General features: G+C 44.8%; 17 protein-coding genes. 9 read left to right on the top strand and 8 right to left on the bottom strand.

Annotated elements, in window-relative coordinates; translation table 11 throughout:
- The first annotated feature begins 15 nt into the window (after positions 1 to 15).
- Entirely contained in the window at positions 16 to 687 is a 672-nt protein-coding gene (locus AC07M6_RS17370) for an NAD-dependent epimerase/dehydratase family protein (protein ID WP_494891578.1), read from the top strand.
- Between the two features lie 201 nt (positions 688 to 888).
- Here AC07M6_RS17370 and AC07M6_RS17365 read toward each other — a convergent pair whose 3' ends face one another.
- From AC07M6_RS17365 to pdxA, 6 genes are all read right to left on the bottom strand, one after another.
- Positions 889 to 1,548, bottom strand: a complete 660-nt coding sequence (locus tag AC07M6_RS17365; RefSeq protein WP_494891576.1) for a PepSY-associated TM helix domain-containing protein — start codon at positions 1,546 to 1,548, stop codon at positions 889 to 891.
- Positions 1,548 to 3,056 (bottom strand): DUF2271 domain-containing protein, encoded by a 1,509-nt coding sequence (locus AC07M6_RS17360; RefSeq protein ID WP_494891575.1) that lies wholly within the window; start codon positions 3,054 to 3,056, stop codon positions 1,548 to 1,550. Before AC07M6_RS17360 ends, AC07M6_RS17365 begins: the two co-directional genes overlap by 1 nt.
- A gap of 143 nt (positions 3,057 to 3,199) precedes the next feature.
- Complete coding sequence (locus AC07M6_RS17355; protein ID WP_494891574.1) at positions 3,200 to 3,553, bottom strand: VOC family protein; 354 nt, start codon at positions 3,551 to 3,553, stop codon at positions 3,200 to 3,202.
- Positions 3,554 to 3,629: 76 nt separating this feature from the next.
- Positions 3,630 to 4,241, bottom strand: a complete 612-nt coding sequence (locus tag AC07M6_RS17350; RefSeq protein WP_494891573.1) for a rhomboid family intramembrane serine protease — start codon at positions 4,239 to 4,241, stop codon at positions 3,630 to 3,632.
- Between the two features lie 3 nt (positions 4,242 to 4,244).
- Positions 4,245 to 5,993 carry a M14 family zinc carboxypeptidase gene (locus AC07M6_RS17345; RefSeq protein ID WP_494891571.1) on the bottom strand — a complete coding sequence of 583 codons (1,749 nt, stop codon included), beginning with the start codon at positions 5,991 to 5,993 and terminating at the stop codon, positions 4,245 to 4,247.
- A gap of 295 nt (positions 5,994 to 6,288) precedes the next feature.
- Positions 6,289 to 7,341, bottom strand: coding sequence for a 4-hydroxythreonine-4-phosphate dehydrogenase PdxA (gene pdxA / locus AC07M6_RS17340; protein ID WP_494891569.1), 1,053 nt, complete (start codon positions 7,339 to 7,341; stop codon positions 6,289 to 6,291).
- Positions 7,342 to 7,942: 601 nt separating this feature from the next.
- On the opposite strand from pdxA, the gene rsmA reads away from it, so the two are divergent.
- Positions 7,943 to 8,722 carry a 16S rRNA (adenine(1518)-N(6)/adenine(1519)-N(6))-dimethyltransferase RsmA gene (gene rsmA, locus AC07M6_RS17335; protein ID WP_494891567.1) on the top strand — a complete coding sequence of 260 codons (780 nt, stop codon included), beginning with the start codon at positions 7,943 to 7,945 and terminating at the stop codon, positions 8,720 to 8,722.
- 3 nt (positions 8,723 to 8,725) lie between these two features.
- Here rsmA and AC07M6_RS17330 read toward each other — a convergent pair whose 3' ends face one another.
- Positions 8,726 to 9,283 (bottom strand): hypothetical protein, encoded by a 558-nt coding sequence (locus AC07M6_RS17330; protein ID WP_494891565.1) that lies wholly within the window; start codon positions 9,281 to 9,283, stop codon positions 8,726 to 8,728.
- 106 nt (positions 9,284 to 9,389) lie between these two features.
- On the opposite strand from AC07M6_RS17330, the gene AC07M6_RS17325 reads away from it, so the two are divergent.
- From AC07M6_RS17325 to AC07M6_RS17295, 7 genes are all read left to right on the top strand, one after another.
- Positions 9,390 to 9,629 (top strand): hypothetical protein, encoded by a 240-nt coding sequence (locus AC07M6_RS17325; protein WP_494891563.1) that lies wholly within the window; start codon positions 9,390 to 9,392, stop codon positions 9,627 to 9,629.
- On the top strand, positions 9,613 to 9,906 hold the full coding sequence (locus tag AC07M6_RS17320) for a type II toxin-antitoxin system RelE/ParE family toxin (RefSeq protein ID WP_494891561.1): 294 nt from the start codon (positions 9,613 to 9,615) through the stop codon (positions 9,904 to 9,906). Before AC07M6_RS17325 ends, AC07M6_RS17320 begins: the two co-directional genes overlap by 17 nt.
- 5 nt (positions 9,907 to 9,911) lie before the next feature.
- Positions 9,912 to 10,838 (top strand): 2-hydroxyacid dehydrogenase, encoded by a 927-nt coding sequence (locus AC07M6_RS17315; RefSeq protein WP_494891559.1) that lies wholly within the window; start codon positions 9,912 to 9,914, stop codon positions 10,836 to 10,838.
- Between the two features lie 10 nt (positions 10,839 to 10,848).
- On the top strand, positions 10,849 to 11,445 hold the full coding sequence (locus AC07M6_RS17310; RefSeq protein WP_494891557.1) for a hypothetical protein: 597 nt from the start codon (positions 10,849 to 10,851) through the stop codon (positions 11,443 to 11,445).
- A gap of 210 nt (positions 11,446 to 11,655) precedes the next feature.
- Complete coding sequence (gene greA, locus AC07M6_RS17305) at positions 11,656 to 12,129, top strand: transcription elongation factor GreA (protein ID WP_494891555.1); 474 nt, start codon at positions 11,656 to 11,658, stop codon at positions 12,127 to 12,129.
- Positions 12,130 to 12,235: 106 nt separating this feature from the next.
- On the top strand, positions 12,236 to 12,652 hold the full coding sequence (locus tag AC07M6_RS17300; protein WP_494891554.1) for an HIT family protein: 417 nt from the start codon (positions 12,236 to 12,238) through the stop codon (positions 12,650 to 12,652).
- A 395-nt stretch (positions 12,653 to 13,047) separates the two neighbouring features.
- Positions 13,048 to 13,776 (top strand): acyl-CoA desaturase, encoded by a 729-nt coding sequence (locus AC07M6_RS17295; protein ID WP_494891552.1) that lies wholly within the window; start codon positions 13,048 to 13,050, stop codon positions 13,774 to 13,776.
- A gap of 328 nt (positions 13,777 to 14,104) precedes the next feature.
- Here AC07M6_RS17295 and AC07M6_RS17290 read toward each other — a convergent pair whose 3' ends face one another.
- Positions 14,105 to 16,291, bottom strand: a complete 2,187-nt coding sequence (locus tag AC07M6_RS17290; RefSeq protein WP_494891550.1) for a transglycosylase domain-containing protein — start codon at positions 16,289 to 16,291, stop codon at positions 14,105 to 14,107.
- Between the last annotated feature and the right edge of the window lie 69 nt (positions 16,292 to 16,360).

Here is a 16,360-nt window from a genome sequence, read left to right as displayed (position 1 = left end):
TAAGATAAAATCAGCATGGCTCAAAAACTAAAAGTAATTATAACCGGCGTTACCGGTATGGTAGGCGAAGGGGTAATGCAGCAGGCATTATCAAGAGACGAGGTAAGCGAGGTATTGGTGATTAACCGGAAACCCTGCGGCGTTAGCCATCCCAAACTAAAGGAGATTATTCACGGCGATTTTTTTAACCTGTCAGCCATTGAAGATCAACTGAAAGGATATAATACCTGCTTTTTTTGCCTCGGCGTTTCATCGGTTGGCATGGATGCTGATCAGTATTACAAGTTCACCTATATACTCACCATGCATGTAGCCGAAACGCTGAGCCGTTTAAACCCGGACATGACCTTCTGCTATGTTTCAGGCGCAAATACAGATAGTACCGGGCAGGGCAAAACCCGATGGGCGCGGGTAAAAGGCAAAACCGAGAACGATTTAACCCGGCTGCCATTTAAACAAGTTTATAACTTCCGCCCCGGCGTTTTAATTGCCGGAAAGGACGCTAAAAACACACCAAAATTGTACAAATATTTAGGCTGGCTGATCCCGGTAATTAAGCTGCTGTTTCCAAACAATATCAGTACCCTTAAACAGTTGGGCGATGCTATGATTGATGTAACCCTGCATGGCTATCCTAAAACGGCTATTGAGGTAAAGGATATACATGCGATAACCAGGGCCGGCTAAGTAGGCCCAGGGCAACAATCGCAAATACAGATATGATGTTTTCTAAGTCCCAGCGGGACTTTTGGTTGGTAGCAAATCCAAACACGAGCACGAGGCGTTCCTATGGGAACGCTTCGTGAATAGGGATGATGCAATACTACCAACCAAATGTGCCTAACGGCACATCGGGATATGTAAATGACACAGGGCAGTTCAAGCCAATTAAGGCACCAGCATTTTATATAACAAATAACAGATCACCAGGCCGGCAACGCCGATCAATAAACCGCTCAGGCGTTTCTTTTTCATAAACAAGAGCATGATCAGGCCGGTTAAAGATACCAGGATCAGGAAAACGGCAGAAATATCGATCACCCATCCCCAGCCTTTACCACTATCCCGGCCTTTGTGCAGATCGTTCATAATGGCTACCAGCCCCAGGCGTATTTCGGTTAATTTGTATTCGCCGGTTTGGCGGTCAACAAAAGCATCCGCGCTGTAACCCGGGCCTTTAAAAGAAACCGAGCATTGGTTATCCTCAATTAAAAAATCGCTTACCGCTCCTTTAATATGGTGGCTGTTGCGCAGGCGTTCAACTATTTCCAGCTTTTTAATGGCGTTAGTATCGATAGCGTTCACCCATTCCACCGGCATTTTGCCTTTAAACTTAGTCAGATGCTCACTATCGCCAAACCACTCGGTATGGTTAAGCGTAAGCCCGGTAACCGAAAAGAACAGCACCACCGCAAAACTCACCATAGAAAGGTAAATATGCAGCCAGCGCGAAAGGCCGGCCGTATTTTTTTGCCAGGCGGGCTTGGGTTTTTTGTCCGTTCGGTGCCTTATTAAAGTTCGCGGTTGGGCGGGTTTATGCTCGGCCATTATTTTATTTTATGATAATCAAGCGATGCCGACGCGATCTCCACATTGGGGGTTAATTCAATGGTTTGCGCTTTTTTAAACTCCATTTCCTGGCTGATCAGCTGGTAGGTGCCATGCTCGCGCGCGGCTTCAATATAAATGGTGTACTTGCCTTGCTTTACCAATTCGCCCTTATCATCCTTGCCGTCCCATTTTAAAGTATACTTACCGGGGGCGCGGGTAGCGCTACTGGTTGAACTGATGCTGCTGTTTTCGGCAGTAAAGGCAGTGTAGTAAGTATCGTACCACGAACGCATATCGCGCAGCCAACGGGGTTTGTTATACCAAATGGCAATATTACGTACGGGTTTCTTATCGGCATCAACCACCCAAACAGCTACAAACGGGCGGTGTATACGCACACCTTCTATCTGGGCCAGTTCAATGTTAATGGCCAGTTCATATTTAGGGTCCCAGGTTTTATCCTTTGCTATGCTGGTGCTTTTAGCCATTGGTGCGGCAGCGGGTATTTCTAAAGCCTTCCAGCCCTGGCTTTCCACGCGTTTGCCATTGGCGGTTATCAGCATATATTCTGCACCGGGTATGGTTTCCATTAGTTTTTTGCCATCGGTAATGCTGAGTACATTTAATGAGGTGGCCAAAGCACCGGCATCAACCGCGTTTGGCGCTACTACGGTGGCGCTGATCACGTTAGCAGCAGGCATACCTGTACGCGGATCTACAATGTGCGAGTACCATTTACCCCGGATCATTTCGCCGCGGCGATAGTTGCCGCTGGTGGCTACCGTTTTGTTGCTCACATTTAGCATAGCAACCGGCGCATCGTTCTCGGCATCGGCTTTAGGATTGCTGATATTGATCTGCTCGGTATGTTCGCCGCGTACCATAATATCACCGCCTATGTTTAGCACCACGCCGTTTACACCATTGGTTGCCATGGCTGCGGTACAAGCTTTATCCATGATATAGCTTTTTACAAAAGTGTTCAGCATCAGTGATGCATCATCCAAACGGGTTGCGGTTTTGTTAGTTTCGTTTAATAACCAATGTGCTTGTTTTACCTGGGCTAAGGCCGTGTTTATTTCTGCCTGGCCTGGTAACTGATTGCGTTGCGCAGCGGCTTTCCAAACCTTACCTATCACTTCGGCCGACGCATCCAGCGCGCCATTGGTTTGCGCGTGCCATTTATCAAACAGACTTAATACTTCGTATAATTCAGATGATACTTTTACGGGTTGCTTTGCGCCACTCATCCATTTACGGAACTCGCTATTGGCATCGTAACCGCTTAATACTTTATTCAGGCGGTCAATTTCGGCCATGGCTGCATTTTCTGCGCTGGCAGCTTCATCTGCCGATGCGGCCGATACCTTTATTTCCAGGGATGTGCCCAATACGTTTTCGTAATCGGATACATACATGCGTGTGTTTTTTGTTGACGGAACAGTGAAGTTGCTGCATATCATCAGCAAAAAGCATCCTGAAAAAAATGTTATAAGTGATTTCATCTTTAATTAGACTGATTATAAATAATGGCAAAGATAATCAGACGAAGCAAATTATCAATACTAAAATAGTATTTAAATCTGTAGACTTTCTGAAGCAGGATTAGTTTAAACATGCTAAGAAATAAGCATGAAGAAGCTGGATATTATTGCTCCACAAAATGCCAGCAAACCCCGGCAAGATCTATCACATTCACTTCCCTGCCATAGGGCTCTTTTGAGATATTGCCAATGCGGATGCCGTATTTTTCGGGCAGGCCTTTATCAAGTACGCTGTTCCTAAACTCTTCCACGTTATCCACCTTAACACTCAACATAAAGTTTTCGGCAAAATCCTTTTGATTGTACTGCTGTAGAATGAACCGGCATTCATCACGCTGGAAACCGATATAACCGTCAACTTCCCAATTAATGTAGAAGCCCAACTCCTGGAAAAATTGTTTAGAACCTTCAAAATTACTTCCGGATGGAACAAATGGTTCGAGCGATAGAAATTTCATAGGCGATTTATTTTATATCAGATAAAAGATCGATAAGTCTCCGCGTCTTTTGTGGTTAAATTTCCAACTATCCTTCCTACAATCCAAACTGCCCTAAAAAATGCGGGATGATCTGGTGGTATAAAAGTATAGTGATCATAATACCGCTGATGGCGCCAAAAAAGTGGGCATCGTGGTTAATGGCATCGCGCGATTGTTTGGAGGCATACATGCAATAAGCCAGGTACAGGATCCCAAACAGCCAGGCCGGGATAGGAATGGGCAGAAACATGAGGTACATGCTGCTCCGCGGATCGAACAGTATACAACTGAAAATGACCGCGCTGATAGCGCCCGAGGCACCCAGGCTATGATAGCCGTAATCATCTTTTTGTTTTATAATGGTTGGCAGATCGCTTAGCACCAAACTTGCCATATACAGCAGGCCGAATTGCCAGTGCCCCAAGTATGCTTCCAGCCTGAAGGCGAAGAAGAAATAGGACATCATGTTGAAGAGCAAATGCGTCCAGTCTTTATGGATAAAGCCGCTGGTAATAATGGTATAGGTCTTTTCCCCACGGAAAACGCTGTAAGGGTGCAGCATCAGCCGGCCAAACAATTCCTCTTTGGCAAAAACCAGCAAACTAATACCGATAGTGACCAGGAATATAACCCAGGCTACAGGCGTGGCAAAAAAAATGTCGCTCATATATTATTTAAAGTCGAATTTGATATTGGTTAGTACGCGGCCTACCGGGTAACGGTTATAAGTTTTCTCGTAATAAGGCGAGTTGACATAAACCCAATTTAGCTGCGCCCGTGCGCTATTGGCCAGTTGCGGGTTCTTCGCTTTTTCTTCATCCAGTTTTTTGCGCAGGTCCGGGTTCTTTTTTAAATAGTCGGCGGCAGTATCTTCAAATACATAGTCCGAGTAACCTTCTTTTTGTCCCAATACCGAATCGAAAAAGTTCCAGGCAAAAAACGAGTCTACACCCTGTGGTTCCAGCGTTTCCACAATATAACGGTTAAGTGACTGGTTAGTGTATACCACATAGTCGCCTGCATAAAATTTAACATTTTGATCTACCGGCGTTACCTTCACATTGCTGTGCACATAATGACCCTCATACGGGCGCTGGCCATTAGTAAAATCGCCCAGGTAATACATTTGCAGGCTCAATGTGGTATCATGCGCCAGTTGGTGCATCACCACATTATTTAATTTATACAACTCGATAATTTTACCCCAGGCCTGAGGAATTACGTAAGCCAGTGGCTTATCAACCGTTTGGGTAGCTTTATAATTATTGTAGTTTTTAATCACTTTTGTCCATGGCTTGCTGCGGTCATAATACAGGCGGCTTAAGCCACTGATCTCGCTGGGCTTGCGCAGACCGGCATAACCTTTAAAGGTAATGGTATCGTATTTGGTCGCGTCCAGCATCCAGTTCATTTCAAACTTAGTTTGCTTTTTTACGTCCTCATCGGCTTTGTGCTTTAATTCGCCTATCAGCTGATGGTCGCGCTGTACCAGATCAATCAGGTGCACCATAAAATCGTACGTGCTGTATACGCGCTTATCAAAAGGTTTCAGCATGTGGGTTTCGGTAATATAACTGATGATGTTGTGCTGGGCGGTATAACCGGTAGCATAGCGCGGTGTTTCCAGGAAACCCACAATGCCCGAATCGGGCATGCCGCCACGGCCGCCCTCTACGTAAGGGATCATTTCAAAACCGCTTTTCTTCATGCGCTTGTACAGTTCTGGCGAAAGCGTATTGTGGGTATAATCGGCCAGGATAGGATTTTGCTTGTCCTTCTGGGTTTCAATCAGGGTCATTACGTACTGATAGTCGGCGCCATCGCTGGTGTGGTTATCCAAAAAAACCTCAGGGTTCCAGGTGTTCAGGATCTTCATAAAAGCCAGGGCGTTGCGACTGTCGGCTTTAATAAAATCGCGGTTCAGATCCAGATTGCGCGAGTTACCACGGAAACCATAAGCCACCGGACCATTCTGACTAACGCGGGACAATCCCCGGTTCATGGCGCCATCAATATTGTAAACGGCAATAAAGCACAAAACCACATCATTGGGCAACTGGTTCTTTTTCAGCAGGTCGCGCACCAGCATCATACTGGCATCAATGCCTTCGGGTTCGCCGGGGTGGATGCCGTTATTGATCAGCAATACCCTTTTATTCTGTTTTTTGATCAGCGCCGGGTCAAACACCTTGCTTTTTGATAACACCACCAACGTCAAAGGCTTACCAATGTCCGTTGTACCGTAATTGATCAGCTTCATTTGGGGATACAGCTTACCCAGTTTTTGATAATAGCTGATCACCTCGGCATAAGTAGCCGTATAGTTTTTATCCTTGCTTAATTCAAAAGGGGTTAACTGGGCTTTGACAAATAAAGTCGATAGTCCGAAGAATAAAGTCAGAAGTAATAGTTTTTTCATGTTAACGGGAATAGGTATGTTATTGGTCGATAATCAGCCGGTAAATTTTATATATAGATACTCAATCAAGCTATCAATGTCGTTTACAAGCGACGAGATTGCCACGTCGCGCCCCGCTCAAGCCTCCCCTGCTCCTCGCAATGACAGATCGGGCGTAGGGTGTCGTGGTGAGCTTGTCGAACCATGGTGGGCAGGCCACCACTCACACCCTTCGACAGGCTCCTTTAGGTTTGATTCCTCGCAATGACCTGCTGTATCGGTGAAATCAATCCCACCAATCGGTGAAATCACAATATTAGTCCCTGTCCCTGCTTAGTTTAGTGAACTGCAGCGGGTTCTCGTTCAACACGGCATTTTCGCGGCGGTGCTTTACAATGTGGATAGCGGTAAACAAAGCCTCGCGGAAGGACTGTTCCGAAGCGATATTTTGCCCGGCAATATCATAAGCCGTTCCATGATCGGGCGATGTGCGCACAAAGCTTAACCCGGCCGTATAGTTAACACCCGATTCGAACGAGATCTGCTTGAAAGGGATCAGGCCCTGATCATGGTACATGGCCAGCACGGCGTCAAATTTATGGTAGGCGGCGTTGGCAAAAAAGCCATCGGCCGGATACGGGCCCATAGCCAGGATACCGGCAGCACGTGCTTCTTCCAGCGCGGGGGTAATTACTTTTTGCTCTTCATCGCCAATCAAGCCATTATCGCCGGCATGGGGGTTTAGGCCCAACACCGCGATCTTTGGTTTACGGATCCAGAAATCCGTTTTCAGACTGGCGTTCATTAGCTTTAGCTTGGCCAGGATCTTTTCAGTAGTTACGGCTTGCGGTATTTGCGAAACCGGTATATGGCCCGTAACAACTCCCACTTTCAGGGTTTCACTCACCAAAAACATCAGCGATTCGGCCGCGTTATCGCGTTCCTGTAAATATTCGGTATGGCCGGGGAATTTGAACTCCTCGCTTTGGATATTCTCTTTATTGATCGGCGCGGTAACCAGCGCGTCTATTTGTCCGCTCAGCAAATCATTAGTGGCGCGTTCTAACGACAAGAAAGCATATTTACCGCCCACCTCGTTGCTTTGGCCCAACTCTATCTTCACATCCTCTTCCCAGCAATTAATCATGTTGGCTTTGCGGTGCAGGGCTTGTGATGCTTCAGCAATCACGTTAAAGTTCAGGTCCTGCACATTTACCGATTTGCGGTGGAACGATGCCACCTTGGTATGCCCGTAAACAATGGGGGTGCAATAATTAAATATAGCCGCGTCGGCCAGGGTTTTAATAATGATCTCCAGACCGATGCCGTTAACATCGCCAATACTGATCCCTATTTTTATTTTATCCATTTTATTTTGAGCTGAAAGCTGAAGGCATAAACTAAAAGCTTTTAACCTTCATGTTTGTATGGCACATTTAATGATTAACATGCCTATTATGCAAAGCTAAAACTTTTGATGGTTTTTCCTGCTTTCCGGTTTATACATCGGGGAAATCATTTTAGCTTAATGGGTAGCGGAGCCAAAGTCGTCCCTGCTGAGATTCCGTACATGCACATTGTGCCCTCCAACCTATAAAATGCCACTGTATAGGGGGTTAACACAACTTAACATAATTTGGCCAAAATTTGAGTTAAAAAATTGATAATAAGTCAATTAACTTTTTTGAGTGTTAACCCTAAAAATAGGCGTTAATTATGGTGGAAAAACAAGGGCTTTACGATAGTATTTTAAACATCACATGCTCTTAAAACTCCTATTTAGAAAAAATCACAAAGACGAACACGAGGCGTTCCTACCGGAACGCTTGGGTGATGGGCATTATCTTACTACCAACCAAATGTGCCTAACGGCATCAGCAATCAAAACAATTCCTCGCTTTCGGCTTTGGTCTTTCTGCTTTAAGCGTTAACCATTTTCTGCTTTCGCCTAAAAACCCGTACTTTGCCGCATGTCTCTCGTTAGCGCTAAAAAACATCTTGGTCAGCATTTTTTAACCGACAAAAATATTGCCGCCAAAATAGTGGACAGCTTGAACTACGAAGGCAGATACACCCGCGTGCTGGAAGTGGGCCCCGGCATGGGTGTACTATCCGATTTCCTACTGCAAAAACCGGATCTGGAGACCTACCTGATCGATATCGACACCGAATCGTACAACTTCCTGAAAAAGAAATACCCTGCCTTGGGCGACCGCCTGCTGAACGCCGATTTTTTAGCCATGGATTTTGACACGGTATCAACCGAACCTTTCGGGATCATCGGTAATTTTCCTTACAATATCTCCTCGCAGATACTTTTTAAGATCCTGGATAACCGCGATAAAGTGGTGGAAGTAGTAGGCATGTTCCAAAAGGAAGTTGCCGAACGCTGCGCCACCAAACCCGGCAGCAAGGAGTACGGCATATTGAGTGTCTTTTTGCAAGCCTATTACAAGGTTGAATACCTGTTCACCGTTAAGGCGGGTGTGTTTAACCCGCCGCCAAAGGTATTATCGGCCGTTATCCGCTTAACGCGAAATGAAACCGCCGCTTTAAACTGCGATGAAAAGCTGTTTTGGCAGGTAGTTAAAGCCGGCTTTAACCAACGGCGCAAAACCTTACGCAACGCAGTATCGTCCCTCATCAACAAAGAAAAAATGACCGATGAGCCGATGCTGGATTTGCGCGCCGAGCGCTTAAGTGTGGATGATTTTGTGGCGTTGACCAACAAGATCTCGGCGGCGAGATAACGCTTATATGATCACCAGTTGTTGCTGCACCTGCACTTCTTTCACCCTTGCCGCAACCCGTTTAATAAACAGGTAATTAGCGGTTCCGCCAATTACGGCGCCAACCACCGGCACCAAACGTTCGGCGGCGCGGGTGCCTATCATCAGCATTAGTTTTTCGGCAACGGTTTCCATCATGGTTTTGGTGAGGGCTATACCCGCCTCAACTTTTAACGATGTGGCTATCATACTCATAAACTCATCGTACCCGAATTTATAACTGCCCTGGTTAGCATACATAATAGCCATGGTAACACGGAATTGCTGGGTAATCAGGTTAGCCATATCCAAAGGCAAACCCAGGGCCATGGTCAGCATCCCGCCACTGCCCGATATCACACCCGAACCGGCTGCCAGGTAAGCGCATTGGTCAATAAATTTATCTATCCCCATTTTATCAACCCCTTTTTTAATCTTCAGCTGATCAATGTGATCAAAGATCTGTTTAAAGCCCTGGGTTGAAAGTTGCTCGGCCTGGGCTTTAAAACCCGAGCGCAGTTTATTTATGTTTAAGCTTTTCATGTTTATCTATCTTAGGATAACTATAGTGCTATTCCCGTGCCAGTTTTAAAAGCTGACAGCTTGGCTAATATTAACCGGAAATAATGTTTTATACCTATATTTGATTATGGACATACAAGCCGAAAAAATTAAATTGATGAAACTTTTGCTGGACACTGACAGCGAAGAAATTATCAGCCAGATTAAGTCTGTTTTTACGAGGCAGGAATATGATTTTTATGATGACTTGCCCGAGCATGTAAAAGAAAGTATTGATAGAGGATTAAAGGATGTTGAAGAAGGAAGGGTACGCGATCATGAATCTGTAATGCATGATATTAAGATAAAATATGGCATTAAAGATTGAGTGGTCTAACAAAGCAGAGCAAGCCTATTTGGATACTTTAGATTATTTATATCATAAATGGAGCGAAAAAGAGGTAATATCATTAATAAAAAGGACAGATGAAATACTAAACGCGATTATTCAGCAGCCTTATGGGTTTAAGCAATCGTCGCGCAAAAACATACGGAAAGCAGTAATCAATAAACAGAATTCTATATTTTACCGGATTGAAAATTCCCGCATTTATTTATTAGCATTTTGGGATAACCGCCAAAATCCGAGTAAAAACCCCTACTAAACTTCATGAAACACAACATCCTCATCGTCGACGATATACACCTTATATTTATTGAACAGGCCGAAGCATTAGGCTATACCTGCGATTACCGCCCCGATATAAAACCCGCTGAAGCCCTGGCCATTATTGGCGGTTACGAGGGCTTGCTAATCCGTTCCAAATTTCAGGTTGATCAAACCGTTTTAGATGCGGCCACCAACCTGCGCTTTATTTGCCGGGCCGGTGCAGGGATGGATAATATTGACGAGGGCTATGCCACCGGCAAGGGTATTCAATTGATGAACGCTCCCGAAGGTAATTCAGACGCGGTGGGCGAGCATGCTATCGGGATGCTGCTATCGCTGATGAATAACTTTAACCGGGCCGATGCAGAAATCCGCGCCGGAAGCTGGAAACGCGAGGCCAACCGGGGCTACGAGCTGAAAGGCAAAACCGTAGGCATTATCGGCTATGGCCATATGGGCCAAAGCTTTGCCCGCAAACTAAGCGGCTTTGAGGTGAATGTGATGGCCTATGATAAATACCGTAGCGGCTTTAGCGACCGCTATGCCCGCGAGGTAAGTATGGAAGAGATTGTAAAGCATAGCGACGTACTGAGCCTGCACATCCCGCTTACCCCTGAAACCAATGGAATGGTGGATGATGAATATTTGTTCCATTTTAAAAAACCGATATTTTTGCTCAATACCGCCCGTGGCAAAGTGGTTAAAACACAGGCAGTGCTTAACGCAATAAAACAGGGCAAAATTTTAGGCGCCGGGCTGGATGTGCTGGAGGTAGAGAAATTTCCGGCCCTTGCCGAACAGGCCTGGTTTAACGAATTAATACAAAGCGGCAAGGTATTATTAACACCGCATGTAGCGGGATGGACGTTCGACTCGTACCGTAAACTGAGCGAGGTGCTGGCGCAAAAGCTGGCCAGTTTTAAATAATCATCATCATATGAAACAGCAGTATGTAACTTATCGTAAACCCGCTATTTTATTCCTGCTGATCATCTGCACTTATTTATGCAGGGCGCAAACTGCCGATACGGCCTATTATAAACCGGGTAAAGCTTATAGCTGGGTATCCGTTGATATGGGCTACGGCTACCCGGGTGTTTATAGAGGCGGCGCTATAAACGTTATGGTAAACCAATATATCTATATCCTTAAAACCAGCTTAAACAAGGAAGCTATCGGGCATAGTGTACCATCGTTTGTGGTAGATGAGCATGCCTTAATGATGGGTAGAAAGTTGTCACGCAATCCTTTCGGCAATTACATTCTTTCTGCCGGCATAGCTATTGATAAATTTGCCTTCAGGGGCGATGCTACGGTAGCTAATCCTGTTAATTTTTATGATTACGGCCCGGTTTATACTACACGTTTGGGTATCCCTGTCGAGATTAAATACTTTAACAATTACCTCCTCGGTGGCCTCACCGGTTTTAGCGCTGCGGCATCGGTAAACATCAATACCAGGCGGCCCTTTTTTAACTTTACCTTAGGCTGGGCTGTGGGCCGGTCGCGCGAACGTGTGTCAAACTCCCAATAATTTAACACCATCATTGTCATTAAAAAAATTTGGATATTAAAACTTAAAACGCTTATCTTCGTTTTACAACAATAGCAAGACTATGCGGGCCTGTTAGCCAACGTAGTCTTGTTTGTTTTTAATAAAAGCCTTAACGTCCTTCTTAAAATGGGGAGGGCGGTTTTTTTTGGCTTTAAACAGGATAAAAGAACTTAAATAATATTGCGTGTTATGGCAGATGTAACCTATTATACCAAGGAAGGTTTAGAGAAGTTAAAAGAAGAATTGCATTATTTAAAAACTACAGGGCGTTCGTCTATTTCCAAGCAAATTGCTGAAGCAAGGGATAAGGGTGATCTTTCTGAAAACGCAGAATATGACGCGGCCAAGGAAGCCCAGGGACTGCACGAAGCCAAGATTTCTAAACTGGGCGAAATACTATCGAATGCGCGCCTGCTGGATGAATCTAAACTGGATACATCCAAAGTGCTGGCCCTTTCTATCGTTAAAATAAAGAATGTAAAAAATGGCGCTACCATGAGTTACCAGCTGGTATCAGAAACGGAAGCCGACCTTAAAGCGGGCAAAATATCAGTTGCCTCGCCAATAGCCAAGGGATTGCTGGGTAAATCGGTAGGTGATAAAACCGAGATACAGGTACCCGCCGGCAAAATGGAGTTTGAGATATTGGAAATTTCGCGGTAGCGCGAAATTTCAGTGATTAGTTAATTGGTGATTAGAGATTAGTAAAACAAAATCGTCCCATTACTGATTAACTAATCACTAATTAACTAATCTCTAATAACCAAAAATGACAATTTTTTCTAAAATAGCAGCCGGGGAGATCCCGGCTTATAAGGTAGCCGAAAGCAACGATTTTTTGGCTTTCCTGGATATTAGTCCGCTTACCGAGGGGCACCTGTTGGTGATCCCTAAAAAAGAGGTGGATTACCTGTTTGACCTGGATGACGAAACTTATACCGGTCTGCAGCTTTTTGCCAAAATTGTAGCTGTAGGATTAAAAAAAGCGATACCATGCCAGCGTATAGGTGTGGTAGTAATGGGCCTTGAAGTCCCCCACGCGCATATCCACCTGATCCCCATGAACCAGGCTAACGATATTAACTTCAGCAATCCAAAACTGCAATTTACCCCCGAACAATTTGAGGCTACCGTGCAGAAAATTAAAGAAGGCTTACGGGAAGAGTACCCGGAAGATAACGGATAATATAACCACCCACCCCAAACAGCAGACAAACCTTTCCGCTTTAAATTAGTTTACCTTATATCACATAACAATGTCAATATGTAAGGAAAATCCTTGCTCCATAGGAGCAAAAGCTTTGTAGTAAAACCCTGTTTCCCTTTATAATGCCGTAGGTATTCAACAAATGGGGGTTCAACACCTGCCGGCGTTGTTCGTTGTTTTATTTTTTTCTACAAAGCTTGAACCTCTCCGAGGTTCAAAAATCCTTAAATTATGACATTGACTACAGGGTTCGCCGCATTTAAAGTATTAAATCGTCAAAAAAATAACAGATTATTAACGTAATTTTGCAAAAAATATAATTCCTCAAAACCAAGCCTAAATACCCCATTTTGGTTAATATTTAAAACTATATAATGATAATTTTAGCATTTTTTTTGTGCCACTGGTTCCTTTCTCTGTTCTTCCAAACATTTTTCCTTCATCGTTACGCATCACATAAAATGTTTAAAATGAATAGCTTTTGGGAAAAAGTGTTTTATTTCTGCACCTTTATTTTCCAGGGCTCATCATTTTTAAACCCACGCGCGTATGCCATTATGCACCGCATGCACCATGCTTACAGCGATACCGAAAAAGACCCGCATTCGCCGCATTTTATTAAGGATGTTTTGGGCTTAATGATGAAAACCAAAACTATTTACCTGGATTACCGCCGTTATAAGCTGGAGCCCGAAGCACAATTTGTTGACCGTTACCCAACCTGGGGCTTTATTGACCGCATTGGCGATCTGTGGACCACCCGTATCATCTTCATCGCGTTTTATATTGCGTTTTACGTGGTGTTTGCTACCCATTGGTACCTATGGCTGCTGCTGCCGTTCCATTTTATGATGGGGCCGCTGCATGGCGCTATTGTTAACTGGTGCGGGCACAAATACGGCTATTCCAATCATGATAATGACGACCATAGCAAAAACTCACTGCCGCTGGATTTCCTGATGCTGGGCGAACTGTTCCAGAACAATCATCATAAAAAACCTAACGATGTAAACTTCGCCCAAAAATGGTACGAGTTTGATCCATCGTACCCCATTATTAAAATCATGCATAAGCTGCGCATTATCCGTTTACGTAAAGTATAAGGATATTGCTAACAGATAAGCCCTTTACGTTTTTAGCGTAAAGGGCTTATTTGTTAACAGGGTCTTCGTAGGTTACTCTCCGAGTTTAAATTAACCCGTAAATAACCGTAATGAATTTCCTTGTACATTCTCATTCATTGCCGTTGGCTTCAGCCAACGGATACCAATCGGGTAGCCTCTGGCTTTAGCCAAACTTCTATCCTTTACGCAGTAGTGTTTAGTTTGGCTAAAGCCGATAGTTAATGCCTGTTTATCCGTCCCATAAATGGGACGGCAATGAACCTGTCAATTATGCATCTTTACGTTTCCACATATAAGCCGAGAATCCCTACAACACGCCCCGCTCCTTCAGTTCTTGCTCCCTTTGTTTTTGCAGTTTCTTTAATTCGCGTTTTTCCTGGCGGATCTGTTTTTTGGTTTTACCGGCAGTATCTATTTTAGGCTCCTCTTTTTTAGCGGTATCCTTTTTACCCCCAAACAGGCGCTGAAAAAAATTGGGTTTCTTCTCGGGCTCGGGAGGTGTGCTGGGTTGAATAACTACGGTGATCGGGCTATCATTTTCATCGTCCTCGCCGGGTTTCATCAGCCGTGTAAATCCTGCCGTATCTGCGGGATTGATCTGGCGGCGCAGGCTTTCCCGTAACCTAACTGTGTATAATCCATAATTACTGCTATCGCGGTGTACCGTTAAACCATGCCCTTCCATCAGGTTGCCAATAATGTTAAAGTAATAGCTTAGCCGCGGGTTCAGGCTGCCATCGGGTAAAAAGGCATACAATCCCGATTTGGGCTTGGGCACAATACTGGCCAGGTAAATACTTTCGCCCAGTGTCAGTTCGGATGGCGATTTGCCGAAGTAGTAATGCGATGCTTCGCTAATACCATAAATATTACGGCCCCATTCAATAATGTTGAAGTAAACTTCCAGCATCCGGTTTTTGGTCATAATGCGGTTGTTTTCAATCATCCAAACAATCAGGATCTCCTCCATTTTGCGCGATATGGTTTTGCCGCGGCTGAGGAAAGCGTTTTTAACCAATTGCATAGATATGGTACTGCCGCCCCGTTTAAACTTCTTCTCCATATAATCCGTCACCAGCGATTTACGGAACGCTTCTTCCACAAAACCGTTGTTACGGTAAAAGGTGGGGTCTTCGGCGGTCATTACGGCATTGCGTAAATCGGGGGCAATTTCTTCCAGCGGGGTATAATCCGGGTTAGCCGGGCCTATTACGCGTGCCGGCATAGGCTTGCCTTTTTCATAAGGCGTATAAACAAAAGGGCTATTCAGCCGGCTGAAGTCCGTTTTGCCATATTTTACTATTTTAAATCCGTCCTTATCCAGGCGCGAGTCAAAGACCAGGTCCTTAGGGTTGGCGGTATTGAGGTAAAAGTTAAGCTTGTAGTTCAGTTTGCCGGCCACCTGTATCCCTTCCATCGATTCGAATGTACCGCCGGGGAAACAAGTAAACAGGTCCTGCGCGTTCACCCAGCCGGTATTTACCTTCACTTCGTATATTTTAACCGGGTTAAGCGTGTATTTGATATAAGGGTGGGCCGTTAAGTTTTTAAGATAGATCACCGATGAACTATCTACCGAAACATAATTGGGGCCAACAAATATATTGGCATCAATAGCCCCGTGGGGCACCACAATATTATTGGCCGACAGGCCCTTGTGATTAACCACCAGGTTACGGGCCGAGAGCGAGCTGAAAATGCGGGTTTCGCCGCCGCCATTCTCTACCTTGTTTAAGCGGGTGGTAACGGTATCAAAACTAACACTGGCGTGGTAGCGTTTTTCTATAAACGGAACTACTATTTTCCCCTTGTCGGCAAACAGGCTGATGGCGATATTTTTGTCAGACGGATGCATTGTCCCGGCCAGGTGCCAGGTAGTATCGCTGTTGTTTACCTTAATATTTGAGGTGAGCTTACCATCGCGGATGATAGCTGATGTTGCCAGGGTAACCCGGCTGGAGTCGTCGGTATAGTTAATCCGGAAGCTTTTCATATCCAGGTTATCGGGAATCTTGTACAGGATCTGGTTAACCAGGTTATCGGCAATATCCGATAGGTCTACCTTTTTACGGGTGGCGGTTGAATCCCGTTTTTTGTGAAACAGGAAATCAAAGTTCCTGACCCCTTTGATGTTGGTCAGGTTCAACAATCCCTCCTGCATGTTTACTTCGGCCAGCTTTACCTTGCCAAATATCAGCGGAAACAGCTTTACCCCAACTTCAAAATGGTTAATGCTGATCAGGCTGTCTCTATCCTGCGGTACTACGGTAATGGAGGTGAATGCGATGGTAGATAAGCCGGTAAAATGCGGGCCTTCTATTTTTACATCTAAATTATAATCCCTTTTTGCTTTAGCCTTAGCTTTGCTGATGGCGTTTTGAAGCAGCACCTCGCGTTTAGCATAAATGATAAACCCACCAATAATCAAAAGTACTACAAATGAGGCGGTGGTGATGAGGGCAATGCGGACGTATTTAGGGTTGAGGCGATGCATCAGGTAAATTTTGTCAAAACTAATGAATTATGTACCGATACAAAACGCTATTTATCGGGCAATTATTTT

It is taken from the genome of Mucilaginibacter sp. GW821-FHT07H05 (genome assembly GCF_059418485.1).
Note: the sequence above shows the minus strand (reverse complement) of the source record. Positions and strands in the feature narration are given on the sequence as shown.

Bases quoted from the DNA above. Each gene is read 5' to 3' on its own strand.
- AC07M6_RS17370 (WP_494891578.1), top strand. From the start codon at position 16: ATGGCTCAAAAACTAAAAGTAATTATAACCGGCGTTACCGGTATGGTA.
- AC07M6_RS17365 (WP_494891576.1), bottom strand. From the start codon at position 1,548: ATGGCCGAGCATAAACCCGCCCAACCGCGAACTTTAATAAGGCACCGA.
- AC07M6_RS17360 (WP_494891575.1), bottom strand. From the start codon at position 3,056: ATGAAATCACTTATAACATTTTTTTCAGGATGCTTTTTGCTGATGATA.
- AC07M6_RS17355 (WP_494891574.1), bottom strand. From the start codon at position 3,553: ATGAAATTTCTATCGCTCGAACCATTTGTTCCATCCGGAAGTAATTTT.
- AC07M6_RS17350 (WP_494891573.1), bottom strand. From the start codon at position 4,241: ATGAGCGACATTTTTTTTGCCACGCCTGTAGCCTGGGTTATATTCCTG.
- AC07M6_RS17345 (WP_494891571.1), bottom strand. From the start codon at position 5,993: ATGAAAAAACTATTACTTCTGACTTTATTCTTCGGACTATCGACTTTA.
- pdxA (WP_494891569.1), bottom strand. From the start codon at position 7,341: ATGGATAAAATAAAAATAGGGATCAGTATTGGCGATGTTAACGGCATC.
- rsmA (WP_494891567.1), top strand. From the start codon at position 7,943: ATGTCTCTCGTTAGCGCTAAAAAACATCTTGGTCAGCATTTTTTAACC.
- AC07M6_RS17330 (WP_494891565.1), bottom strand. From the start codon at position 9,283: ATGAAAAGCTTAAACATAAATAAACTGCGCTCGGGTTTTAAAGCCCAG.
- AC07M6_RS17325 (WP_494891563.1), top strand. From the start codon at position 9,390: ATGGACATACAAGCCGAAAAAATTAAATTGATGAAACTTTTGCTGGAC.
- AC07M6_RS17320 (WP_494891561.1), top strand. From the start codon at position 9,613: ATGGCATTAAAGATTGAGTGGTCTAACAAAGCAGAGCAAGCCTATTTG.
- AC07M6_RS17315 (WP_494891559.1), top strand. From the start codon at position 9,912: ATGAAACACAACATCCTCATCGTCGACGATATACACCTTATATTTATT.
- AC07M6_RS17310 (WP_494891557.1), top strand. From the start codon at position 10,849: ATGAAACAGCAGTATGTAACTTATCGTAAACCCGCTATTTTATTCCTG.
- greA (WP_494891555.1), top strand. From the start codon at position 11,656: ATGGCAGATGTAACCTATTATACCAAGGAAGGTTTAGAGAAGTTAAAA.
- AC07M6_RS17300 (WP_494891554.1), top strand. From the start codon at position 12,236: ATGACAATTTTTTCTAAAATAGCAGCCGGGGAGATCCCGGCTTATAAG.
- AC07M6_RS17295 (WP_494891552.1), top strand. From the start codon at position 13,048: ATGATAATTTTAGCATTTTTTTTGTGCCACTGGTTCCTTTCTCTGTTC.
- AC07M6_RS17290 (WP_494891550.1), bottom strand. From the start codon at position 16,291: ATGCATCGCCTCAACCCTAAATACGTCCGCATTGCCCTCATCACCACC.